The sequence below is a fragment of the Pseudomonas sp. efr-133-TYG-103a genome (assembly GCF_030209235.1).
Taxonomy (GTDB): Bacteria; Pseudomonadota; Gammaproteobacteria; order Pseudomonadales; family Pseudomonadaceae; genus Aquipseudomonas.
Map to the genome: position 1 here is coordinate 87,129 of NZ_JARVSK010000006.1, position 20,981 is coordinate 108,109.

Consider the following 20,981-nt stretch of genomic DNA (forward strand, 5'->3'; position numbering starts at 1 on the left):
ACAAAACTGTGCAGCCCGCAAAGCAAAGAGCAAAAAAAACGGTATGGAATCATCGGCCCGCCTGGCTATGAACGGAAGCATTGCCGCTCTGGCGTGGGCCTTTCAGCTGTCGAAGGCATTCTTCAGCCAGTTCAGTGCGGGTGCTGTTCCCGGATCGCCATTGATCGCCACGACATCGAAACGGCAGGGTGAATCGGCCCATTTCGACTCGCTTTGCAGAAACGACTGGGCGGCCAGGGTGAGCTTTTCCTGCTTGCGAAAATCCACGCTTTCCAGCGCACCACCCCAACCTGCATGGCGACGATAGCGAACTTCGACGAATACTACTGTATCGCCGTCGAGCATGACCAGATCAAGCTCGCCGCGCTTGCACAACCAATTCTGTGTAATCAGCCGCAAACCCTGCTGCTGGAGGTGCCGCAGGGCGTAGGCTTCGGCCTCGCGCCCTGCGGTCTGTCGGGTGTTGCCAAGGGTCAAGGAGCGGTGTCCGGCAGACGCTGAACCTTGCCATCGACAAATTCGGCCCATGGCAGTTGACGTTCGATGCGCTGGCCCTGGCCGATCGCCAGACTGCCGGAGAGGCCGTCGATGCGGGTGTCGGGCAGTGTTTTCAGTTGGGTCAGGCGTGGTGCCAGACGATAGGCGTCGATGCCCATGGCGTACAGGCGACCCAGGCTGCCGCCGGCCTGAGGCCACTGCGTGGTGACTTGCTGGCGCAGCGGGTCGGCAGCATTGAGCAGCCAAGGCGTTTCGCAGAAGCGCACGCCAGCCAGGTCGTTGTACATCGCCTGGTCGCCGCTGTTGGTGAACAAGTGCGAAGTCGCGTAGACCGGCACGTCGCCCGCGTACTGGAAGACCATGGTTGGCTTGATCTGCTGAGCCTGTTGCGGCGTTGCGGCGAGGAACATGAAGTCCACGTCCTGGCGGCGACTCGGCTGAGCGGCCATCTGCGCGCCCGTTGTGCTCTGCAGTCGCTGAGCGCGGCCTTCGCTGTTGCGCAACTGGAACAGATCGGCGACTTGCTGGGCCAGCGCCACCGGCTGATCGATGCGCTCCACACCCAGCAGCGTGCCGCCGTTGGCCTGCCAGCTCTGGCGGAACGCCTCGAGTACGCGATCGCCCCATTCGCCTTTCGGCACCATGGCGACAGCGCTGCGTTTACCATCGGCCCAGGCGCGGCGTGCAACTTCCCGCGCTTCGTCTTCGGCCGCCAGACCAAACTGGAACAGCTCGGCAGGCCCCTGCGCGGTGGTGTCGCTGTAGTTCAACGCGAGGGTCGTGATCGGCAGTTGCTGATGAGTGCTCAGCTGTTTGACCAGTGGTTTCTCCAGCGGACCCACTACCAACTGGACGCCTGCCGCTTTGGCCTGTGCATAAAAGGCATCCATGGACGTGACGCGGGAGCTGTCGAACACCTCGATGGCGGGCGGCGTCTGGCCAGCTTGCTGGGCCTGATAATGAGCCGCCATGAAGCCATCACGCAACGCGCGCGAGACCGAAGCGAGCGGACCGTCCTGCGGAAGCAGCAAGGCAATCTTGGTCAGTGGCTGGCTTTTCAGCTCGCGCAACTGAGCCAGGGCTGACGGCAGCTGGCGCGCGGCCGGATGCTGCGGGTTCTGTGCTTTCCAGTTATCGATGGCGGCCTGCTGCTGTTCCAGCGTGCCTGCGCCCTTGACCGCGCGGGCCAGGCTCAGCCAGCCGCCCATGTCGTCATTGGCGGTGCTTTGCAATTGCTCGGGCGGCAAGGCTGCGACCAGCGTCCAGATCGCGTCGTTGTTAGCGCTCAGGGCGTCGCCTTGCAGCAACGGGCCCATGAAGACGCGCTCGCTCGCGGCGGCCAGTGTCTGGCCATCGGCTTCCAGCGCGCGGGCGCGGACGGTATGGGTGCGGGTCTGCAGATCGACCGGCATTTCACCCAGGTGCTGCAGGCTCGGATGATTCAGCGCGGTCAGCGCAGCTTTTGGCTGACTGCGTCCCAGCGCGAGTTCGGCCGAGAGGGTATTGGCATAGATCTGCTTGTCGGTCTTGAGCTGATCCATCTGCACCTGCTCAAGAATGCTGGCAGCGCGACCTGGGTTGTTCTGGCGTGCAGCCAGATCCGCAGCGGTCAGTTTCAGCAAGGCAGCCTGATCAGGCGTTTTCGCCGTCGAAGCTTGTTCGAGCAACTGCTCGATGCTGGCGTCAGTGGTGCGTGGCAGTTCGCCAAGACTTGAGGAGGGCGAACCGGCGCAAGCCGCCAACAAGGCAGCCAGGCAGAGGGCAGAGAACAGCCGCAGGCAAGCGATCATGTATATGTTCCTGATACTCGAGCAAATAAGCGTGGAATTGTACCCAAGCACTGGCCGGGGCGCGACGTTGAAGGCGTCAAAGCTGCGATATGGATCGTCCTGAGGCGCACAGGCGCGCCCTGGTCGGCAGGTTTCCCATCCGCGGCATCGTGCCCGTGTGTGAGCGAATCTTTGCGTCCATTTTTCAATATCCCTGTTCGCTGCGCCCGATTGTCCTGGCCAGAGGCTGTACAATGCAGGCTTTCTACACAACATGAGGTGTGCGCTTTGACTGCTCCGGGTGCTTCGAATTCCACTACAGGCTCGCTTTATGTGGTGGCCACGCCGATTGGCAACCTGGACGACATGAGCGTGCGCGCGCTGAAAGTGCTTCGTGACGTTGCACTGATCGCTGCCGAGGATACGCGTCATTCATCAAGGTTGATGCAGCATTTCGGCATCGCCACCCCGCTGGCTGCATGCCATGAGCACAATGAGCGTGATGAAGGCAGTCGTTTCATTACGCGTCTGCTGGCCGGGGATGATGTCGCGCTGATCTCCGACGCAGGCACGCCGCTGATCTCCGACCCGGGTTATCACTTGGTGCGTCAGGCCAGGGCGGCGGGTATTCAAGTCGTGCCGGTGCCGGGCGCCTGTGCCTTGATCGCAGCGCTGTCGGCGGCAGGGCTCCCGTCCGATCGTTTCATTTTCGAAGGTTTTCTGCCCGCCAAATCAGTGGGGCGCAAATCGCGTCTCGAGCTTCTCAAGGAGGAGCCTCGTACTCTGATTTTCTATGAGGCGCCGCACCGGATTCTGGAATGCCTGCAGGACATGGAAGTCATTTTCGGCGCCGAGCGGCCTGCGGTGCTGGGTCGAGAGCTGACCAAGACGTTCGAAACCCTCAAAGGGCTGCCCTTGGGCGAATTGCGTGCCTTTGTCGAAGGTGACAGCAATCAGCAGCGCGGCGAATGCGTGGTGCTCGTGTCGGGATGGAGTGAGCCGCAGGGCGAGGACGTGATTGGCGCCGAGGCGCGGCGCGTGCTTGATTTGCTGTTGCAAGAGATGCCGCTCAAACGTGCGGCTGCACTGGCGGCGGAGATCACCGGCGTGCGCAAGAACCTGTTGTATCAGGTAGCGTTGGAAAAGCAGAAAAGCGAGTAACCCACGCTATTTGATTTGTCAGACAAACGTGTGAGCGGCTTATTAAAGCTTGTTCTCAAGGCGCCCTGCCATTACCCTTGGCGGCGGAGAGTCGATTGGACAGTCGCTGCCTTTCATTGTTCCGCAATGAAGGGGGGAGGAAAGTCCGGGCTCCATAGGGCGGAGTGCCAGGTAACGCCTGGGGGGCGCGAGCCTACGGAAAGTGCCACAGAAAATAACCGCCTAAGCACTTCGGTGCCGGTAAGGGTGAAAAGGTGCGGTAAGAGCGCACCGCACGACTGGCAACAGTTCGTGGCTAGGTAAACCCCACTCGGAGCAAGACCAAATAGGGTTCCAAGGCGTGGCCCGCGCTGGAACCGGGTAGGTTGCTAAAGATGTCCAGTGATGGCCATCGTAGAGGAATGACTGTCCTCGACAGAACCCGGCTTACAGATCGACTCTCCACCTTTTTTCTCCCCTCGTTTGTACCGTTTCTCCCTCCGCGTAATGCCAAAAAAATCTTAAACCTCACAAATCACTTTAAGTTCTGCGCTGAACTTTCTGTTCATCCTCGGAATTATCCGTAGGAACAATCCGAATTTTTTCAAAACTCCCGCATTACCTCTCCTAAATCTCCGTCCTGTAAGGGTTTTCCTTAAGAAGTCGCCTTGACGGTGTGGTGGGCGCATTCCTATAGTGTGCGCAAGTGGCGGAAAGTGGCGTGAAGTGGGTTTTTTGAGCGCAAAAAGATAATATTCGGAGATCGCGCCTGTGTTCCGTGGTGCAAACGCAATCAATCTCGACGCAAAGGGCCGTCTCGCTATGCCGAGTCGGTACCGTGACGAGCTCGATTCGCGTAGCGCCGGCCAGTTGATCGTAACCATTGATACCGTCGACCCATGCTTGTGCATCTATCCGCTTCCGGAATGGGAGTTGATCGAAGCCAAATTGCGTGAGCTCGCCACATTCCGTGAAGAGAACCGTCGTCTGCAGCGGCTGTTGATCGGGAATGCGGTTGACCTGGAACTCGACGGCAGTGGCCGTTTTCTTGTGCCACCCCGTTTGCGTGAGTACGCCAAGCTAGATAAGCGAGTAATGCTGGTAGGCCAGCTGAACAAGTTTCAATTGTGGGATGAGGACGCCTGGAACGCACTTGCTGATGCGGACCTTGCGGCCATTCAAAAACCGGGCGCGATGCCTGATGAACTGCGTGATTTGATCCTGTGACTACGAATAGCGGCTTTACCCACATCACCGTACTGCTCGAAGAAGCCGTCGAGGCTCTCGCGGTGCGCGCGGATGGCTGCTATATGGATGGCACTTTCGGGCGCGGCGGACACAGCCGTCTTATATTGCAGCACCTGGGGCCGGACGGCCGACTTCTCGGATTCGATAAAGATCCTCAAGCGATTGCCACAGGGCAAACGCTGGCGGCCGAAGACGGCCGCTTTGTCATTGTGCAGCGCAGCTTTGCCGAGTTGGGCGCCGAGGCTCTGGAACGCGGCTTTGCAGGGAAAGTCAGCGGCATTCTGCTGGACTTGGGCGTTTCCTCGCCGCAACTCGACGACGCCGAGCGTGGCTTCAGTTTCATGAATGACGGCCCGCTGGACATGCGCATGGATCCGACCCGTGGCATCAGTGCGGCGGAGTTCGTCAACAGCGCGCCGGCCGAAGAGATCGCCCGCGTCTTCAAGGAATACGGCGAAGAGCGTTTTGCCAAGCGCATGGCAGGCGCTGTCGTGGCTCGTCGCGAAACCCAGCCCTTCGAGCGCACCGCCGATCTGGCCGAAGTCCTGAAAGTGGCCAATCCTGCGTGGGAAAAGGGCAAGAACCCTGCAACGCGCGCGTTTCAAGGGCTGCGGATTCACGTCAATAACGAGCTCGGCGACCTTGAAGCCGGCCTCGACGCGGCACTCGACGCGCTCGAAGTGGGCGGACGCCTGGTCGTGATCAGTTTCCACTCGCTGGAAGACCGCATCGTCAAGCTGTTCATGCGCAAGCTGGTGAAAGGCGAGGCGGACAACATGCCGCGCAACCTGCCGATTCGTCATCAGGCGTTCGAGCCGCGCATCAAGTTGATCGGCAAGGCGCAATTCGCCTCCGATGAAGAAACACGTGCCAACCCGCGCTCGCGCAGCGCAGTGATGCGTGTTGCGGAGAAACTACGGTGAGCCGCGTATTCTTCAAGCCGTTGCCGGGCGGCAGCTTCTTCATGCTGCTGCTGTTCGTCGCCGTTCTCGTTTCCGCGATCGCCGTTTCCTACAGCGCGCACTGGAACCGTCAGTTGCTCAACTCGCTGTACGCTGAACTGAGCGTGCGCGACAAGGCGCAGGCCGAGTGGGGTCGGTTGATTCTTGAGCAAAGCACCTGGACCGCGCACAGCCGTATCGAAGCGCTGGCCACGGATCAACTCAAGATGCGTATCCCCAACGCTGCCGACATCCGGATGGTGTCGCCATGATGAAACTCGAAGGGGCTCTCTACCCGTGGCGGTTCCGCGTCGTGGTCGGCCTGCTGTCGGTCATGGTGCTGGCGATTTCCTATCGCATCGTCGACCTGCAGGTCATCGATCATCGCTTCCTTATTGAGCAGGGCGATGCGCGCAGCCTGCGTACTGTTTCGATTCCGGCACACCGTGGCCTGATCACCGACCGCAACGGCGAGCCGCTCGCCGTCAGTACGCCGGTGACCACCATTTGGGCCAACCCTTCGGAAATGCAGGCCGACAAGAGCAAGTGGGGCTTGCTGGCCCAGGCGCTTGGGCAGGACCCTAAATCGCTGACCGACCGCTTGAATGAACAGGCCACCAAAGAATTCATTTACCTGGTCCGGGGCCTCACGCCGGAGCAGGGCCAGTCGGTGCTCGACCTGAAAGTCCCGGGCGTCTACGGCAAGGAAGAATTCCGTCGCTTCTATCCTGCAGGCGATGTCACTGCTCACATGGTCGGCTTCACCGACCTGGACGATCATGGCCGGGAAGGCGTCGAACTCGCCTACGACGACTGGCTCGCCGGGGTGCCTGGCAAACGGCAAGTAATCAAGGATCGGCGCGGCAGGTTGATCAAAGACCTGCAAGTGAAGAAAAACGCCAAGGCCGGGAAGACCTTGGCTTTGTCTATTGATTTGCGCCTGCAATACCTGGCGACCCGCGAATTGCGCAACGCCATCCAGGAAAACGACGCCAAGGCCGGCAGCCTGGTGATCATGGATGTGAAGACCGGCGAGGTGTTGGCGATGGTCAACCAGCCGACCTACAACCCGAACAACCGCCGCACCATGGTGCCTGCGGCAATGCGTAACCGCGCGATCATTGACGTGTTCGAGCCGGGCTCGACCATGAAGCCGATTTCGATGACTGCGGCACTGGACAGCGGCCGCTGGAAGCCCAGCGACAAGGTCGAGGTCTATCCGGGCACGCTGCAGATCGGCAAATACACCATTCGTGACGTGACCAAGACCGAAGGCCCGATCCTCGATCTGACCGGCATCCTGATCAACTCCAGTAACGTGGGGATGAGCAAGGTGGCGTTCGACGTGGGCGGCGAAGCCATCTTCCGTGCCATGCAGCGTGTCGGCCTCGGCCAGTACACCGGTCTGGGCTTCCCGGGCGAGCGCGTCGGTAACCTGCCGAACTACCGTGAATGGCGCAAGGCGGAAACCGCGACGCTGTCCTACGGCTACGGTTTGTCGGTGACTGCATTGCAACTGGTGCACGCTTACTCGGCGCTGGCGAACAACGGCAAGATTGTCCCGCTGACCATTCTGAAGACCGACAAACCGTCGGATTCGGTCCAGGCGATTCCGGAAACCACGGCCAAAACCCTGCAGGGCATGCTGCAGCAGGTGATCGAGGATCCGCGCGGCGTCTATCGTGCGCGGGTGCCGTCGTATCACGTTGCCGGCAAGTCGGGAACTGCGCGCAAGACTTCCGTGGGCACCAAGGGCTACGCCGAGAACTCCTACCGTTCGTTGTTCGCAGGCTTCGGTCCGATGAGCAATCCGCGTTACGCGATCGTCGTGGTCATCGACGAGCCGAGCAAAGGCGGCTACTTCGGTGGTCTGGTTTCAGCGCCAGTGTTCAGCAAAGTGATGTCCGGTACGTTGCGTCTGATGAACGTGCGCCCGGACAACCTCGGCCCGATTCCGCCGGAACAACAGGCCAACGCGGCGCCGCTCGTCGTTCCAGTCAAGGGAGGACGTGGCTGATGTCTTTCAACCTGAGCAAGATTTTCGCGCAGAGCGATCGTGACCTGCTGATCCGCGAACTGACCCTGGACAGCCGCAAGGTTCGCCCGGGCGATCTGTTCCTCGCGATCCCGGGCTTCAAGGTCGATGGCCGCGATCACATCACCGACGCGATTGCCCATGGCGCTGCCGCCATCGCCTATGAAGTCGAAGGCGCCAAAGTGCTGCCGATCACAGACATCCCGATGATTCCGGTCAAGGGCCTGGCAGCCCAGCTGTCCGATATCGCCGGCCGTTTCTACGGTGACCCGAGTCGTAGCCTGGACATGGTCGGCGTGACCGGTACCAACGGTAAAACCAGTGTGACGCAACTGGTCGCCCAGGCGCTCGACCAGCTCGGACAGCACTGCGGCATCATTGGCACGCTGGGCACCGGTTTCTACAGTGAACTGCACAGCGGCATCCACACCACGCCTGATCCGATTTCCGTGCAGTCGACCATTTACGACCTCAAGAAGGCCGGCGCCAAGGCCATCGCCATGGAAGTGTCGTCCCACGGGCTGGATCAGGGCCGCGTGACCGCGTTGGCGTTCGACGTCGCGGTGATGACCAACCTGTCCCGCGATCATCTGGACTACCACGGCACGATGGAAGCCTACGCCGCAGCCAAGGCCAAGTTGTTCGCGTGGAATGACCTGCGTTGCCGCGTGATCAATCTGGATGACCAATTCGGCCGGCAACTGGCCGCCGAACAACACGTCTCGCGTCTGATCACCTACAGCCAGGAAGACAGCAGCGCTTACTTGTTCTGCCGCGATGCGCATTTCGATGACGATGGTGTGCGCGCCACGCTGGTCACGCCGCAAGGTGACCATGCCTTGCGCAGCAGCCTGCTGGGCCGCTTCAATCTGAGCAACGTGCTGGCCGCGGTCGGCGCGTTGATGGGGCTGGATTACCCGCTGGACGACATCCTCAAAGTGCTGCCGGGTCTCGAAGGACCGGTTGGCCGCATGCAGCGTCTGGGTGGCGGGTCTCGGCCGTTGGTGGTCGTTGACTACGCGCACACGCCCGATGCGCTGGAAAAAGTCCTCGCGGCCCTGCGGCCTCACGCCAAAGGTCAGCTGACCTGCCTGTTCGGTTGCGGCGGTGATCGCGATCGCGGCAAGCGTCCATTGATGGCCGAAGTGGTCGAGCGTCTTGCCGACAAGGTTCTGGTGACCGACGACAACCCGCGCACTGAAGACGCGATGCGCATTTTCGACGACATCCGCGCAGGATTCAGCGCGGCGGACAATGTCGATTTCGTTGCAGGTCGCGCCACTGCCATTGCCCGGGTCATCGAGCAGGCTCAGGCCGCCGACGTGATCGTGCTGGCAGGCAAGGGTCATGAGGATTACCAGGAAATCGACGGCCAGCGTCATCCGTTTTCCGATCTTGAAGAAGCCGCCAAGGCACTGGACGCATGGGGGGCTGCACATGCTTAAGCCACTTAAGTTCAGCGAATTGCTGGTGCCGCTCGATGCCCGTCGCGTCGGCGAAGACGTCAGTTTCAGCGGCGTCAGCATCGACAGCCGTGCGATCAATCCGGGGCAGTTGTTCGTTGCCCTGACCGGTCCGCGTTTCGACGGTCATGATTACCTCGATCAGGTCGCCGCCAAAGGCGCCGTCGGGGCGCTGGTCGAGCGCGAAGTGCCAGGCAGTTCGCTGCCGCAACTGATCGTCGGCGATACGCGCAAGGCGTTGGCGCAGATGGGTGCGCTGAACCGCAATGCCTTCATCGACAAGCCGGTGGCTGCGATCACGGGATCCAGCGGCAAGACCACCGTCAAGGAAATGCTTGCGAGCATTCTGCGCACCCGTGGTCCGGTGTTGGCGACGCGTGGCAACCTGAATAACGAACTGGGCGTGCCGCTGACATTGCTGGAACTGGCACCGGAATTCGACGCCGCGGTGATCGAACTGGGTGCCTCGCGAATCGGCGAGATCGCGTTCACCGTCAGCCTGACCAAGCCTCACGTCTGCGTGCTGACCAACGCCGGCACCGCCCATGTGGGCGAGTTCGGCGGGCCAGAGAAAATCGTTCAGGCCAAAGGTGAAATCATCGAGGGGCTCGACGCTCGCGGCGTTGCGGTGTTGAACCGTGACGACAAAGCGTTCGACATCTGGGTCGCCCGCGCCAATGGCCGCAAGGTCCTGAGCTTCTCGACCCGGGACAGCCGCGCTGACTTTTACGCCAGCGATCTGGGCATCGACGCTCGTGGTTGCCCGACGTTCACGCTGCACAGCCCGATCGGCTCAGCGCAAGTGCAGCTGAACCTGCTGGGCGCGCATAACGTTGCCAATGCGCTGGCCGCCGCCGCTGCCGCGCACGCGCTGAATGTATCGCTGGCCGGGATCGTCGACGGTCTGAACAGCGTGCAGCCGGTCAAAGGCCGCACCGTCGCGCAACTGGCGACCAACGGCATTCGCGTGATCGACGACACCTATAACGCCAACCCGACGTCCGTCGCTGCGGCCACTGACATCCTCACCGGATTCCCGGGCCGCAAGGTGCTGGTCCTCGGTGATATCGGCGAGCTGGGCGACTGGGCCGAGCAAGGCCATCGCGACGTTGGCCAATACGCTGCGGGCAAGGTCGACGCGCTGTATGCCGTCGGTCCGCTGATGGCCCATGCCGTCGAGGCTTTCGGGCAGGATGCCCGCCATTTTGCGAGTCAGGCCGAGCTGATCGAGGCGCTGCGCGGCGAGCACGATAAAAACACAACCATTCTGATCAAAGGTTCACGCAGTGCCGCGATGGAAAACGTCGTGGCAGCACTCTGCGCAACCGAGACTTACCCCTTGAAGGCGGAGAAACATTAATGCTGCTGCTGCTGGCCGAGTATCTGCAACAGTTCTACAAAGGCTTCGCGGTCTTCCAGTACCTGACCCTGCGCGGGATCCTCGGCGTGCTCACCGCATTGTCGCTGTCCCTGTGCCTGGGCCCATGGATGATCCGTGCCCTGCAGAACAAACAGATCGGCCAATCCGTGCGTAACGACGGACCTCAATCGCACCTGTCCAAATCCGGTACGCCCACCATGGGCGGGGCGCTGATCCTGTCCGCCATCGGTATTTCCACGTTGCTCTGGGCCGACCTGACCAACCGCTATGTGTGGGTCGTGCTGATCGTGACGTTGCTCTTTGGCGGCATCGGCTGGGTAGATGATTACCGCAAAGTCATCGAGAAAAACTCCAGAGGCCTGCCAAGCCGCTGGAAGTACTTCTGGCAGTCAGTGTTTGGCCTGGGCGCTGCGCTCTTCCTTTATATGACTGCGCAGACACCGGTCGAAACCACGCTGCTGATCCCGATGTTCAAGGATTTCAGCATCGCGCTGGGCGTCGGCTTCGTGATCCTGACCTATTTCGTGATCGTCGGGTCCAGCAACGCGGTGAACCTCACCGACGGCCTGGACGGTCTGGCCATCATGCCGACGGTCATGGTCGGCGGTGCACTGGGGATCTTCTGCTACCTGTCCGGTAACGTGAAGTTTGCCGAGTACCTGCTGATCCCTTATGTGCCGGGCGCAGGCGAGTTGATCGTATTCTGCGGCGCGCTGATCGGCGCCGGTCTGGGTTTCCTGTGGTTCAACACCTATCCGGCTCAAGTGTTCATGGGCGACGTCGGCGCGCTGGCGCTGGGTGCCGCCTTGGGCACCATCGCTGTGATCGTCCGTCAGGAAATCGTCCTGTTCATCATGGGCGGCGTCTTCGTCATGGAGACCCTGTCAGTCGTCATTCAGGTTGCATCCTTTAAATTGACCGGCCGCCGCGTTTTCCGCATGGCGCCGATTCATCACCACTTTGAACTCAAAGGCTGGCCCGAGCCGCGCGTGATCGTCCGTTTCTGGATCATCACCGTGATCCTCGTGTTGATCGGCCTTGCCACGTTGAAACTGAGGTAGAACGAGTGTCACTGATCGCTTCTGACCACTTCCGCATCGTTGTCGGCCTCGGCAAGAGCGGCATGTCCCTGGTTCGCTTTCTGGCGAGCCGGGGCGTGGCGTTTGCTGTGGCCGATACGCGGGAGAATCCGCCAGAGCTTGCGACCTTGCGCCGTGACTACCCGCAAGTGGAAGTGCGTTGTGGTGAGCTGGACGTCGAATTCCTCTGCCGCGCCGACGAGCTCTACGTCAGCCCCGGCCTGGCGCTGGCGACCCCTGCGCTGCAGCAGGCTGCGATGCGCGGTGTGAAATTGTCCGGCGACATCGAGCTGTTCGCGCGTAATGCGAAGGCGCCGATCGTCGCGATCAGCGGTTCCAACGCCAAGAGCACCGTGACCACCCTGGTGGGCGAAATGGCGGCGGCGGCGGGCAAGCGTGTCGCTGTCGGCGGCAATCTGGGCGTGCCTGCGCTGGATCTGCTCAGCGATGACGTCGAGCTGTACGTGATGGAGTTGTCGAGTTTCCAGCTGGAAACCACCGACCATCTGGGCGCTGAAGTGGCGACCGTCCTGAACGTCAGCGAGGACCACATGGACCGCTACAGCGGCCTGCCGGCCTACCACCTGGCCAAGCACCGGATTTTCCGTGGGGCGCGGCAAGTGGTGGTCAATCGTCAGGACGCGCTGTCCCGACCATTGATCGGCGAAGGCGTGCCTTGCTGGACCTTTGGTCTGAACAAACCTGACATCAACGGCTTTGGTCTGCGAGAAGAGAACGGCGAAAAATACCTCGCCTTCCAGTTCGACAATCTGATGCCGGTCCGTGAGCTGAAAATCCGCGGCAGTCACAATCAGGCCAATGCGCTCGCAGCGCTGGCGTTGGGACACGCGGCGGGCCTGCCATTCGACGCAATGCTGTCGAGCCTGCGCACGTTCGCCGGCCTCGTGCATCGCTGCCAGTGGGTGCGTGACCGCAACGGCGTCGGTTACTACGACGACTCCAAGGCCACTAACGTCGGTGCCGCGCTGGCAGGCATCGAGGGCCTGGGCGCGGACATCAGCGGCAAGCTGGTGCTGATCGCCGGCGGCGACGGCAAGGGCGCTGATTTCTCTGCGCTGAAAGCCCCGGTCGCCACTCATTGTCGGGCTGTCGTACTGCTGGGGCGCGACGCTGAACTGCTCGCCGCGACCTTCGGCGATTCGGTGCCTCTGGTACGCGTCACCACATTGGAAGAAGCCGTGCAACGTGCTGCCGAACTGGCGCAGGAGGGTGACGCGGTATTGCTGTCCCCGGCCTGTGCAAGCCTGGATATGTTCAAGAATTTTGAAGAGCGCGGACGCCTGTTCGCTCAGGCCGCGAGGGACTTGTCATGATCTTTGGCGTGATCAAGCCTTACCCGTCGCCGATCATCAGCGGTCGTGGCGTCGATGTGGACTTCCCGATGCTCGCCGGCTGCCTGGCGCTGCTGGGGCTGGGCCTTGTGATGATCACCTCCGCGTCGTCGGAAGTGGCGGCCGTGCAATCGGGCAACGCGCTGTACATGATGACTCGCCATCTGATCTATCTGGTGTTGGGTCTTGGCGCGTGCGTCGCCACGATGATGGTGCCGGTCGCGACCTGGCAGCGCCTGGGCTGGCTGATGCTGATCGGCGCCTTCGGCCTGTTGGTCATGGTGATCGTGCCTGGCATCGGCCGCGAGGTGAACGGTTCGATGCGCTGGATCGGCTTCGGCATGTTCAACGTACAGCCCTCGGAAATCGCCAAGGTTTTCGTGGTGATTTTCCTTGCCGGCTACCTGATTCGCCGCCAGCAGGAAGTTCGCGAGAGCTGGATGGGCTTCTTCAAGCCGTTCATCGTCCTGCTGCCGATGGCCGGTCTGTTGTTGATGGAGCCTGACTTCGGGGCCACCGTCGTGATGATGGGGTCGGCCGCTGCGATGCTGTTCCTGGGCGGCGTCGGTCTGTTCCGCTTCGCCCTGATGGTGGCATTGGCGGTGGGCGCGGTATTCGTTCTGGTTCAGGCGCAGCCTTATCGTATGGCCCGTCTGATCACCTTCACCGACCCGTGGTCCGATCAGTTCGGTTCGGGCTACCAGTTGACCCAGGCACTGATTGCATTCGGGCGTGGCGAGTGGTTCGGCGTCGGTCTGGGCAACAGCGTACAGAAGCAGTTCTATCTGCCTGAAGCGCATACTGACTTCGTGTTCTCGGTACTGGCCGAAGAACTGGGTGTCGTGGGTTCGCTGGCGACGGTTGCGCTGTTCGTGTTCGTCAGTATTCGCGCCATGTACATCGGCATGTGGGCAGAGCGCGCCAAGCAGTTCTTCGCCGCGTACACCGCGTACGGTCTGGCGTTCCTGTGGATTGGTCAGTTTCTGATCAACATCGGTGTGAACGTCGGCCTGCTGCCGACCAAGGGCCTGACCCTGCCATTCCTCAGCTACGGCGGCAGCTCGCTGATCATCTGCTGCGCAAGCCTCGGGCTGCTGCTGCGCATCGAATGGGAATCGCGCAACAACATGGGCAGTGAAGAGGCCGAATTCAAGGAAAGCGATTTTGCCGAGGAGCCCACTCATGGCCGTCGGTAATGTCTTGATCATGGCGGGCGGCACAGGCGGACACGTGTTCCCGGCACTGGCCTGCGCGCGTGAATTCCAGGCACGTGGTTACACCGTGCACTGGCTGGGCACGCCACGCGGCATCGAAAACGAACTGGTGCCTGCGGCCGGCTTGCAGCTGCATCTGATCAACGTCACGGGTCTGCGTGGCAAGGGGCGTCTGTCTCTGCTCAAAGCACCTTTCATGTTGCTCAAGGCGCTGGGGCAGGCGCGCAAGATCGTGCGCGAGCTCAAGCCTGTTTGTGTGGTCGGCTTCGGTGGTTACGTGACCGGCCCGGGCGGGCTGGCTGCCAGGCTTTCCGGTGTGCCGTTGATCATTCACGAGCAGAACGCCGTGGCCGGGACCGCCAACCGCAGCCTGGCGTCCTTTGCGGCGCGTGTGTGCGAGGCATTTCCGCAGACGTTCGCCGCATCGGCCAAGCGCCGCACCACCGGCAATCCGGTGCGTGCCGAACTGTTCTTTGAAACGCCGCGTCAGGCGTTGATGGGACGCAAGCCGCGCTTGCTGGTACTGGGCGGAAGCCTGGGCGCCGAACCGCTGAACAAGTTGCTGCCCGAAGCGCTTTCGCAGGTACCCGTTGAAATAAGGCCTGAAGTGTTTCATCAGGCCGGCAGGAATCACGATGAAGTCACTTCCGAGCGTTATCGCGCGGTGGGCGTGGAGGCGCAGGTCGCCCCCTTCATCAAGGACATGGCTCAGGCCTATGGCTGGGCGGATCTGGTGGTGTGCCGCGCAGGTGCGTTGACCATCAGTGAACTGGCTGCCGCCGGGTTGCCGTCGTTGCTGGTGCCGCTGCCCCACGCGATCGACGATCACCAGTCGCGCAATGCCGAATATCTGGCTCGTGAAGGCGCTGCCTTCGTGATGCCGCAAGCGACAACTGGCGCGGCCGAGATGGCCGCTCGCCTGAAAGAGGTTTTGATGCAACCCGAACAATTGAAGCGCATGGCCACCACGGCACGCCAACTGGCCAAGCCGGACGCCACCAATACCGTCGTCGATGTCTGCCTGGAGGTGGCCCATGGTTGAGAATCAACGTGCGATGCCGCAGCCTGAAATGCGCCGGATTCGTCGCATTCACTTCGTCGGCATCGGCGGCGTGGGCATGTGCGGGATTGCCGAAGTGCTGTTGAACCTGGGCTATGACGTTTCAGGTTCCGACCTCAAGGCGTCGCCGGTCACCGAACGTCTCGAATCGTTCGGCGCGCACATCTTCATCGGCCATCGCGCAGAAAATGCATCGACCGCCGACGTGCTGGTGGTTTCCAGTGCCGTCAACACGTCCAACCCGGAAGTGGCGACCGCGCTCGAGCGTCGCATCCCCGTGGTGCCACGGGCCGAAATGCTCGCCGAGCTGATGCGCTATCGCCATGGCATCGCCGTCGCCGGTACCCACGGCAAGACCACCACCACCAGCCTCATCGCTTCGGTGTTCGCCGCGGGCGGTCTTGATCCAACGTTCGTGATCGGTGGCCGGTTGAACGCTGCCGGGACCAACGCACAGCTCGGCACCAGCCGTTATCTGATTGCCGAAGCCGACGAAAGCGATGCCAGCTTCCTGCACCTGCAACCGCTGGTCGCGGTGGTCACCAACATCGACGCCGATCACATGGCGACTTACGAAGGTGACTTCAACAAACTGAAGAAAACCTTCGTCGAATTCCTGCACAACCTGCCGTTCTACGGACTGGCCGTGGTGTGCACCGACGACCCGGTCGTGCGCGATATCCTGCCGGCGGTCAAACGTCCGGTCATGACATATGGCTTCAACGAAGAAGCCGACGTTCGCGCCATCAACGTGCGTCAGGAAGGCATGCGCACTCACTTCACCGTGTTGCGTCGCGACCGCGAGCCACTGGAAGTTTCGGTGAACATGCCGGGCAACCACAACGTGCTCAACTCGCTGGCGACCATCGCCATCGCCACCGACGAAGGTATCACCGACGAGGCCATCGTTCAGGGCCTGTCCGGCTTCCAGGGCGTGGGGCGTCGGTTCCAGGTCTACGGTGAGCTGCCGGTCGAAGGCGGCAACGTGATGCTGGTCGATGACTACGGTCACCACCCGCGTGAAGTGGCGGCGGTCATCAATGCCGTGCGCGGTGGCTGGCCGGATCGCCGGCTGGTCATGGTGTACCAGCCGCACCGTTACAGCCGTACCCGCGACCTGTACGACGATTTCGTGCAGGTGCTCAACGACGCCAATGTGTTGCTGCTGATGGAAGTCTATCCCGCAGGCGAAGAGCCGATTCCCGGTGCCGACAGCCGTCAGCTGGCGCACAGCATTCGTCAGCGCGGTCAGCTGGACCCGATCTACATCGAGCGCGGCGTCGAGCTGGCTCCCTTGGTCAAGCCGCTGCTGCGCGCAGGCGACATCCTGCTGTGCCAGGGCGCCGGCGACATCGGCGGCCTTGCTCCGCAGTTGCTGAAAAGCCCGCTGTTCACCGGTGCGATCGTGGCCTCAACCGAAGGTAAGCTGAAATGACAGCCGCCCTGCAATCCTCCCTGTTCTCGACCCTGGAGCCGAAAAGCTTCGGTCGTGTAGCCGTGCTCTTCGGTGGCAAGAGCGCGGAGCGGGAGGTTTCGCTCAAATCCGGCAAAGCAGTGCTCCAGGCACTGACGAGCGCGGGCGTCGATGCGTTCGGTATCGATGTGGGCGACGATTTCCTGCAACGGCTGGTCAGCGAAAAGATCGACCGGGCGTTCATCGTGTTGCACGGCCGTGGCGGTGAAGACGGCACGATGCAGGGCCTGCTCGAATGCCTGGGCATCCCGTACACCGGCAGCGGCGTGCTGGCTTCGGCGCTGGCGATGGACAAACTGCGCACCAAGCAGGTGTGGCAGAGCCTGGGTCTGCCGACGCCTCGGCATGCGGTATTGAGCAGTGAAGCGGATTGTATTTCTGCCGCGACGGAACTGGGCTTTCCTTTGATCGTCAAACCCGCCCATGAAGGTTCCAGTATCGGTATGGCCAAGGTGAACCGCGTCGACGAATTGATCGCCGCATGGAACGCCGCCACTGCCTACGATTCACACGTGTTGGTCGAACAATGGATTCAAGGTCCGGAGTTCACCGTCGCCACTCTGCGCGGGCAGGTATTGCCGCCCATCGGTCTGGGCACTCCCCACAGTTTCTACGATTACGACGCCAAGTACCTGGCTTCCGATACTCAGTACCGGATTCCATGCGGCCTCGATGCAGGCAAAGAACAGGAGCTCAAAGCCTTGACGGCGCGTGCGTGCGAAGCGGTCGGCATCGCCGGCTGGGCACGCACCGATGTCATGCAGGACGCCGAGGGCAGGTTCTGGCTTCTGGAGGTCAACACCGTGCCCGGCATGACCGATCACAGTCTGGTGCCGATGGCCGCGAAAGCTGCCGGTCTCGATTTCAAACAGTTGGTGTTGGCGATTCTGGCCGACAGTGTCCAGGTGCGAGGATAAATCATGCACGGCGCGACGCTTCGTCATCAGCAATCAGCTCCCGGTCGCAAGCCGGTGCCGCGCGGCGCGAGCCGGATGGTGGCCAAAGAGCCTCTGTCCGCGCGCATGCCCAGACCGAGCTTCGGTTTCCTGCGCAGCCTGATGTGGCCGGTGTTGCTGGTGGTGTTCGGCTTCGGAACCTACGAAGCGGCCCAACGTCTGTTGCCCTACGCCGACCGGCCGATCTCGCGGATCAACGTTCAGGGCGACCTGAGCTACATCAGCCAGCAGGCCGTGCAGCAGCGCATTGCGCCTTATGTGGCGACCAGTTTCTTCAACATCGATCTGGCCGGCATGCGTACCGAGCTTGAGCAGATGCCATGGATCGCCCACGCCGAAGTCCGCCGCGTCTGGCCGGACCAGGTGGTCATCCGTCTGGAAGAACAACTGCCGGTTGCGCGCTGGGGCGACGAGGCCCTGCTGAACAACCAGGGCCAGGCTTTTACGCCGCGCGAGCTGGCGAACTACGAACACCTTCCGCAGTTGTTCGGCCCTCAACGGGCTCAACAGCAGGTGATGCAGCAGTACCAGGTCTTGAGTCAGATGTTGCGCCCGCTGGGCTTCTCCATCGCTCGTCTGGAACTGCGCGAGCGAGGCAGCTGGTTCCTGACCACCGGCGCAGGCAATGCAGGCCCAGGCCTGGAGCTGCTGCTGGGACGTGACCACCTGGTTGAGAAGATGCGCCGCTTTATCGCCATCTACGAAAAAACGCTTAAAGAACAGATCACGAACATTGCGCGAGTCGACCTGCGTTACAACAACGGCCTTGCCGTCGGTTGGCGCGAGCAGGCGCCAGCGCCAACGACGGACAAACCCGCCGTCGCGAAGAATTGATAAGAGGCAGGACCCATGGCAAACGTGCAAAGCGGCAAAATGATCGTCGGATTGGATATCGGCACCTCCAAGGTGGTGGCGCTGGTTGGCGAAGTCGCGGCTGATGGCACGCTGGAAATCGTCGGTATCGGCACCCACCCGTCGCGCGGCCTCAAGAAGGGCGTGGTGGTGAACATTGAGTCGACCGTGCAATCGATTCAACGCGCAGTGGAAGAAGCGCAGCTGATGGCTGGTTGCCGCATTCACTCGGCGTTCGTCGGCGTCGCCGGTAACCACATTCGCAGCCTGAACTCCCACGGCATCGTGGCGATTCGTGACCGCGAAGTCAGCTCCGCCGACCTGGAGCGCGTTCTTGACGCTGCCCAGGCCGTGGCGATTCCGGCTGACCAGCGCGTGCTGCACACCCTGCCGCAGGATTACGTGATCGATAACCAGGAAGGCGTTCGCGAACCTCTGGGCATGTCCGGCGTACGTCTGGAAGCCAAGGTTCACGTGGTCACCTGCGCCGTCAACGCCGCTCAGAACATCGAGAAGTGCGTGCGTCGCTGCGGCCTGGAAGTCGACGACATCATTCTGGAACAACTGGCCTCGGCGTATTCGGTCCTGACCGATGACGAGAAAGAGCTGGGCGTCTGTCTGGTCGACATCGGTGGCGGCACCACTGACATCGCGATCTTCACCGAAGGCGCGATCCGTCACACCGCCGTGATCCCGATTGCGGGTGATCAGGTCACCAACGACATCGCCATGGCGCTGCGCACGCCGACCCAGTACGCCGAAGAAATCAAGATCCGTTACGCCTGCGCCCTGGCCAAGCTGGCCGGTGCCGGTGAGACCATCAAGGTGCCGAGCGTGGGCGACCGTCCACCTCGTGAGCTGTCCCGTCAGGCGCTGGCCGAAGTGGTCGAGCCGCGTTACGACGAACTGTTCACCCTGATCCAGGCCGAGCTGCGTCGCAGTGGCTACGAAGACCTGATTCCGGCCGGCATCGTGCTGACCGGTGGTACCTCGAAAATGGAAGGCGCGGTCGAACTGGCCGAGGAAATCTTCCACATGCCGGTACGCCTGGGCGTGCCGCACAGCATCAAGGGGCTCGCGGACGTGGTTCGCAACCCGATTTACTCCACCGGCGTCGGCCTGTTGCTGTACGGACTGCAAAAGCAGTCTGACGGCATCTCGCTGTCCGGCCTTTCCGGCTCCGGTAGCAGTTATAGCGATGAACCGAAAGCGCCAGTGTTCGAGCGTCTCAAACGCTGGGTTCAGGGGAATTTCTAAGATTCAAAAAGTGGTAGGCAGGCAACAGGCGACATAAAACTAGAGAACTGAAGGAGAGGGAACATGTTCGAGCTCGTAGACAACATCCCACAAAGCCCGGTAATTAAAGTTATCGGCGTTGGTGGTGGCGGCGGCAACGCAGTCAATCACATGGTCAAGAGCAACATCGAAGGCGTCGAGTTCATCTGCGCCAACACGGATGCTCAGGCACTGAAAAACATCGGCGCGCGGACCATCCTGCAGTTGGGTACCGGCGTGACCAAAGGCCTGGGCGCAGGTGCGAACCCTGAGGTCGGTCGTCAGGCGGCACTGGAAGATCGTGAGCGCATTGCAGAAGTTCTGCAGGGCACCAACATGGTCTTCATCACCACCGGCATGGGCGGCGGTACCGGTACCGGTGCTGCACCGATCATCGCTGAAGTGGCCAAGGAAATGGGCATTCTGACCGTTGCAGTGGTCACCCGTCCGTTCCCGTTCGAAGGCCGCAAGCGCATGCAGATCGCCGATGAAGGCATCCGCGCGCTGTCCGAAAGCGTCGACTCGTTGATCACCATTCCCAACGAAAAGCTGCTGACCATCCTGGGCAAGGACGCAAGCCTGCTGTCGGCATTCGCCAAGGCTGACGATGTACTGGCCGGTGCCGTTCGCGGTATCTCCGACATCATCAAGCGTCCCGGCATGATCAACGTCGACTTCGCTGACGTGCGCACCGTGATGTCCGAAATGGGCATGGCGATGATGGGCACCGGCGCTGCAAGCGGTCCTAATCGTGCACGTGAAGCGACCGAAGCAGCCATCCGCAACCCGCTGCTCGAAGACGTCAACCTGCAGGGCGCGCGCGGCATTCTGGTCAACATCACCGCCGGTCCTGACCTGTCTCTGGGTGAGTACTCCGACGTGGGTAGCATCATCGAAGCGTTCGCCTCTGAGCACGCCATGGTCAAGGTCGGTACCGTTATCGATCCGGACATGCGCGACGAGCTGCACGTGACTGTGGTTGCAACCGGTCTGGGCGCGAAAATCGAGAAGCCTGTGAAGGTCATCGACAACACCATGCAGACCGCTCAAGCCGCACCCGTGCAGCAGCAGGCAGTCCGTCAGGAGCAGCCATCGGTGAACTACCGTGACCTGGACCGTCCAACCGTGATGCGCAATCAGGCTCACGCAGGCGCGACAGCCGCGGCGAAAATGAACCCGCAAGACGATCTGGATTACCTGGATATTCCAGCCTTCCTGCGTCGTCAGGCTGATTGATGAGTTCT

18 protein-coding genes and 1 other RNA gene are annotated in these 20,981 nt (G+C 61.5%); 17 read left to right on the plus strand and 2 right to left on the minus strand.

The features are described 5' to 3' along the window. Nucleotides 1-102: 102 nt before the first annotated feature. Together QRN36_RS05260 and QRN36_RS05265 are read right to left on the minus strand one after the other, a co-directional pair. On the minus strand, nucleotides 103-477 hold the full coding sequence (locus QRN36_RS05260) for a YraN family protein (RefSeq protein WP_285423091.1): 375 nt from the start codon (nucleotides 475-477) through the stop codon (nucleotides 103-105). Continuing rightward, nucleotides 474-2,288 carry a penicillin-binding protein activator gene (locus QRN36_RS05265; RefSeq protein ID WP_285423092.1) on the minus strand — a complete coding sequence of 605 codons (1,815 nt, stop codon included), beginning with the start codon at nucleotides 2,286-2,288 and terminating at the stop codon, nucleotides 474-476. Before QRN36_RS05265 ends, QRN36_RS05260 begins: the two co-directional genes overlap by 4 nt. A gap of 267 nt (nucleotides 2,289-2,555) precedes the next feature. On the opposite strand from QRN36_RS05265, the gene rsmI reads away from it, so the two are divergent. The 17 genes from rsmI to ftsZ all read left to right on the plus strand — a co-directional run bounded on the left by rsmI (nucleotide 2,556) and on the right by ftsZ (nucleotide 20,973). Continuing rightward, nucleotides 2,556-3,428 carry a 16S rRNA (cytidine(1402)-2'-O)-methyltransferase gene (rsmI, locus tag QRN36_RS05270; protein WP_285423093.1) on the plus strand — a complete coding sequence of 291 codons (873 nt, stop codon included), beginning with the start codon at nucleotides 2,556-2,558 and terminating at the stop codon, nucleotides 3,426-3,428. Between the two features lie 87 nt (nucleotides 3,429-3,515). Beyond that, nucleotides 3,516-3,873: RNase P RNA component class A (gene rnpB, locus QRN36_RS05275), an RNA gene on the plus strand. Nucleotides 3,874-4,178: 305 nt separating this feature from the next. Further along, entirely contained in the window at nucleotides 4,179-4,634 is a 456-nt protein-coding gene (gene mraZ, locus QRN36_RS05280; protein WP_037017349.1) for a division/cell wall cluster transcriptional repressor MraZ, read from the plus strand. Next, nucleotides 4,631-5,578 (plus strand): 16S rRNA (cytosine(1402)-N(4))-methyltransferase RsmH, encoded by a 948-nt coding sequence (gene rsmH / locus QRN36_RS05285; RefSeq protein WP_285423094.1) that lies wholly within the window; start codon nucleotides 4,631-4,633, stop codon nucleotides 5,576-5,578. The genes mraZ and rsmH overlap by 4 nt, the downstream gene beginning before the upstream one ends. After that, nucleotides 5,575-5,868 (plus strand): cell division protein FtsL, encoded by a 294-nt coding sequence (gene ftsL, locus QRN36_RS05290; protein WP_093461826.1) that lies wholly within the window; start codon nucleotides 5,575-5,577, stop codon nucleotides 5,866-5,868. Before rsmH ends, ftsL begins: the two co-directional genes overlap by 4 nt. Then, nucleotides 5,865-7,613, plus strand: a complete 1,749-nt coding sequence (locus QRN36_RS05295) for a penicillin-binding protein 2 (RefSeq protein WP_093461824.1) — start codon at nucleotides 5,865-5,867, stop codon at nucleotides 7,611-7,613. Before ftsL ends, QRN36_RS05295 begins: the two co-directional genes overlap by 4 nt. Beyond that, nucleotides 7,613-9,076 carry a UDP-N-acetylmuramoyl-L-alanyl-D-glutamate--2,6-diaminopimelate ligase gene (locus QRN36_RS05300; RefSeq protein ID WP_285423095.1) on the plus strand — a complete coding sequence of 488 codons (1,464 nt, stop codon included), beginning with the start codon at nucleotides 7,613-7,615 and terminating at the stop codon, nucleotides 9,074-9,076. Before QRN36_RS05295 ends, QRN36_RS05300 begins: the two co-directional genes overlap by 1 nt. Next, nucleotides 9,069-10,454, plus strand: a complete 1,386-nt coding sequence (gene murF, locus QRN36_RS05305) for a UDP-N-acetylmuramoyl-tripeptide--D-alanyl-D-alanine ligase (RefSeq protein ID WP_285423096.1) — start codon at nucleotides 9,069-9,071, stop codon at nucleotides 10,452-10,454. The genes QRN36_RS05300 and murF overlap by 8 nt, the downstream gene beginning before the upstream one ends. Continuing rightward, complete coding sequence (mraY, locus tag QRN36_RS05310) at nucleotides 10,454-11,536, plus strand: phospho-N-acetylmuramoyl-pentapeptide-transferase (protein WP_285423097.1); 1,083 nt, start codon at nucleotides 10,454-10,456, stop codon at nucleotides 11,534-11,536. Before murF ends, mraY begins: the two co-directional genes overlap by 1 nt. 5 nt (nucleotides 11,537-11,541) lie before the next feature. Continuing rightward, nucleotides 11,542-12,888: a UDP-N-acetylmuramoyl-L-alanine--D-glutamate ligase gene (gene murD / locus QRN36_RS05315; RefSeq protein WP_285423098.1), complete on the plus strand. Its 1,347-nt coding sequence runs from the start codon at nucleotides 11,542-11,544 to the stop codon at nucleotides 12,886-12,888. Beyond that, a complete protein-coding gene (gene ftsW / locus QRN36_RS05320; RefSeq protein WP_306470225.1) occupies nucleotides 12,885-14,102 on the plus strand; it encodes a putative lipid II flippase FtsW in 1,218 nt (405 codons plus the stop codon). The genes murD and ftsW overlap by 4 nt, the downstream gene beginning before the upstream one ends. Continuing rightward, nucleotides 14,089-15,162 (plus strand): undecaprenyldiphospho-muramoylpentapeptide beta-N-acetylglucosaminyltransferase, encoded by a 1,074-nt coding sequence (gene murG / locus QRN36_RS05325; RefSeq protein WP_285423099.1) that lies wholly within the window; start codon nucleotides 14,089-14,091, stop codon nucleotides 15,160-15,162. Before ftsW ends, murG begins: the two co-directional genes overlap by 14 nt. Beyond that, a complete protein-coding gene (murC, locus tag QRN36_RS05330; protein ID WP_285423100.1) occupies nucleotides 15,155-16,615 on the plus strand; it encodes a UDP-N-acetylmuramate--L-alanine ligase in 1,461 nt (486 codons plus the stop codon). Before murG ends, murC begins: the two co-directional genes overlap by 8 nt. Further along, nucleotides 16,612-17,571, plus strand: coding sequence for a D-alanine--D-alanine ligase (locus QRN36_RS05335; protein ID WP_285423101.1), 960 nt, complete (start codon nucleotides 16,612-16,614; stop codon nucleotides 17,569-17,571). The genes murC and QRN36_RS05335 overlap by 4 nt, the downstream gene beginning before the upstream one ends. A gap of 3 nt (nucleotides 17,572-17,574) precedes the next feature. After that, nucleotides 17,575-18,444 (plus strand): cell division protein FtsQ/DivIB, encoded by an 870-nt coding sequence (locus QRN36_RS05340; protein ID WP_093461798.1) that lies wholly within the window; start codon nucleotides 17,575-17,577, stop codon nucleotides 18,442-18,444. A gap of 15 nt (nucleotides 18,445-18,459) precedes the next feature. Next, the gene (gene ftsA / locus QRN36_RS05345; RefSeq protein ID WP_093461795.1) at nucleotides 18,460-19,719 is read left to right on the plus strand and encodes a cell division protein FtsA; all 1,260 of its coding nucleotides are present in this window, start codon (nucleotides 18,460-18,462) and stop codon (nucleotides 19,717-19,719) included. A gap of 63 nt (nucleotides 19,720-19,782) precedes the next feature. Continuing rightward, nucleotides 19,783-20,973, plus strand: coding sequence for a cell division protein FtsZ (gene ftsZ / locus QRN36_RS05350; RefSeq protein ID WP_062384185.1), 1,191 nt, complete (start codon nucleotides 19,783-19,785; stop codon nucleotides 20,971-20,973). Nucleotides 20,974-20,981: the final 8 nt, after the last annotated feature.

What these genes read in the sequence shown, in the direction of transcription:
- QRN36_RS05265 (WP_285423092.1), bottom strand. Translation starts at nt 2,288, where the DNA reads ATGATCGCTTGCCTGCGGCTGTTCTCTGCCCTCTGCCTGGCTGCCTTG.
- QRN36_RS05295 (WP_093461824.1), top strand. Translation starts at nt 5,865, where the DNA reads ATGATGAAACTCGAAGGGGCTCTCTACCCGTGGCGGTTCCGCGTCGTG.
- QRN36_RS05300 (WP_285423095.1), top strand. Translation starts at nt 7,613, where the DNA reads ATGTCTTTCAACCTGAGCAAGATTTTCGCGCAGAGCGATCGTGACCTG.
- murF (WP_285423096.1), top strand. Translation starts at nt 9,069, where the DNA reads ATGCTTAAGCCACTTAAGTTCAGCGAATTGCTGGTGCCGCTCGATGCC.
- mraY (WP_285423097.1), top strand. Translation starts at nt 10,454, where the DNA reads ATGCTGCTGCTGCTGGCCGAGTATCTGCAACAGTTCTACAAAGGCTTC.
- ftsW (WP_306470225.1), top strand. Translation starts at nt 12,885, where the DNA reads ATGATCTTTGGCGTGATCAAGCCTTACCCGTCGCCGATCATCAGCGGT.
- murG (WP_285423099.1), top strand. Translation starts at nt 14,089, where the DNA reads ATGGCCGTCGGTAATGTCTTGATCATGGCGGGCGGCACAGGCGGACAC.
- murC (WP_285423100.1), top strand. Translation starts at nt 15,155, where the DNA reads ATGGTTGAGAATCAACGTGCGATGCCGCAGCCTGAAATGCGCCGGATT.
- QRN36_RS05335 (WP_285423101.1), top strand. Translation starts at nt 16,612, where the DNA reads ATGACAGCCGCCCTGCAATCCTCCCTGTTCTCGACCCTGGAGCCGAAA.
- QRN36_RS05340 (WP_093461798.1), top strand. Translation starts at nt 17,575, where the DNA reads ATGCACGGCGCGACGCTTCGTCATCAGCAATCAGCTCCCGGTCGCAAG.
- ftsA (WP_093461795.1), top strand. Translation starts at nt 18,460, where the DNA reads ATGGCAAACGTGCAAAGCGGCAAAATGATCGTCGGATTGGATATCGGC.
- ftsZ (WP_062384185.1), top strand. Translation starts at nt 19,783, where the DNA reads ATGTTCGAGCTCGTAGACAACATCCCACAAAGCCCGGTAATTAAAGTT.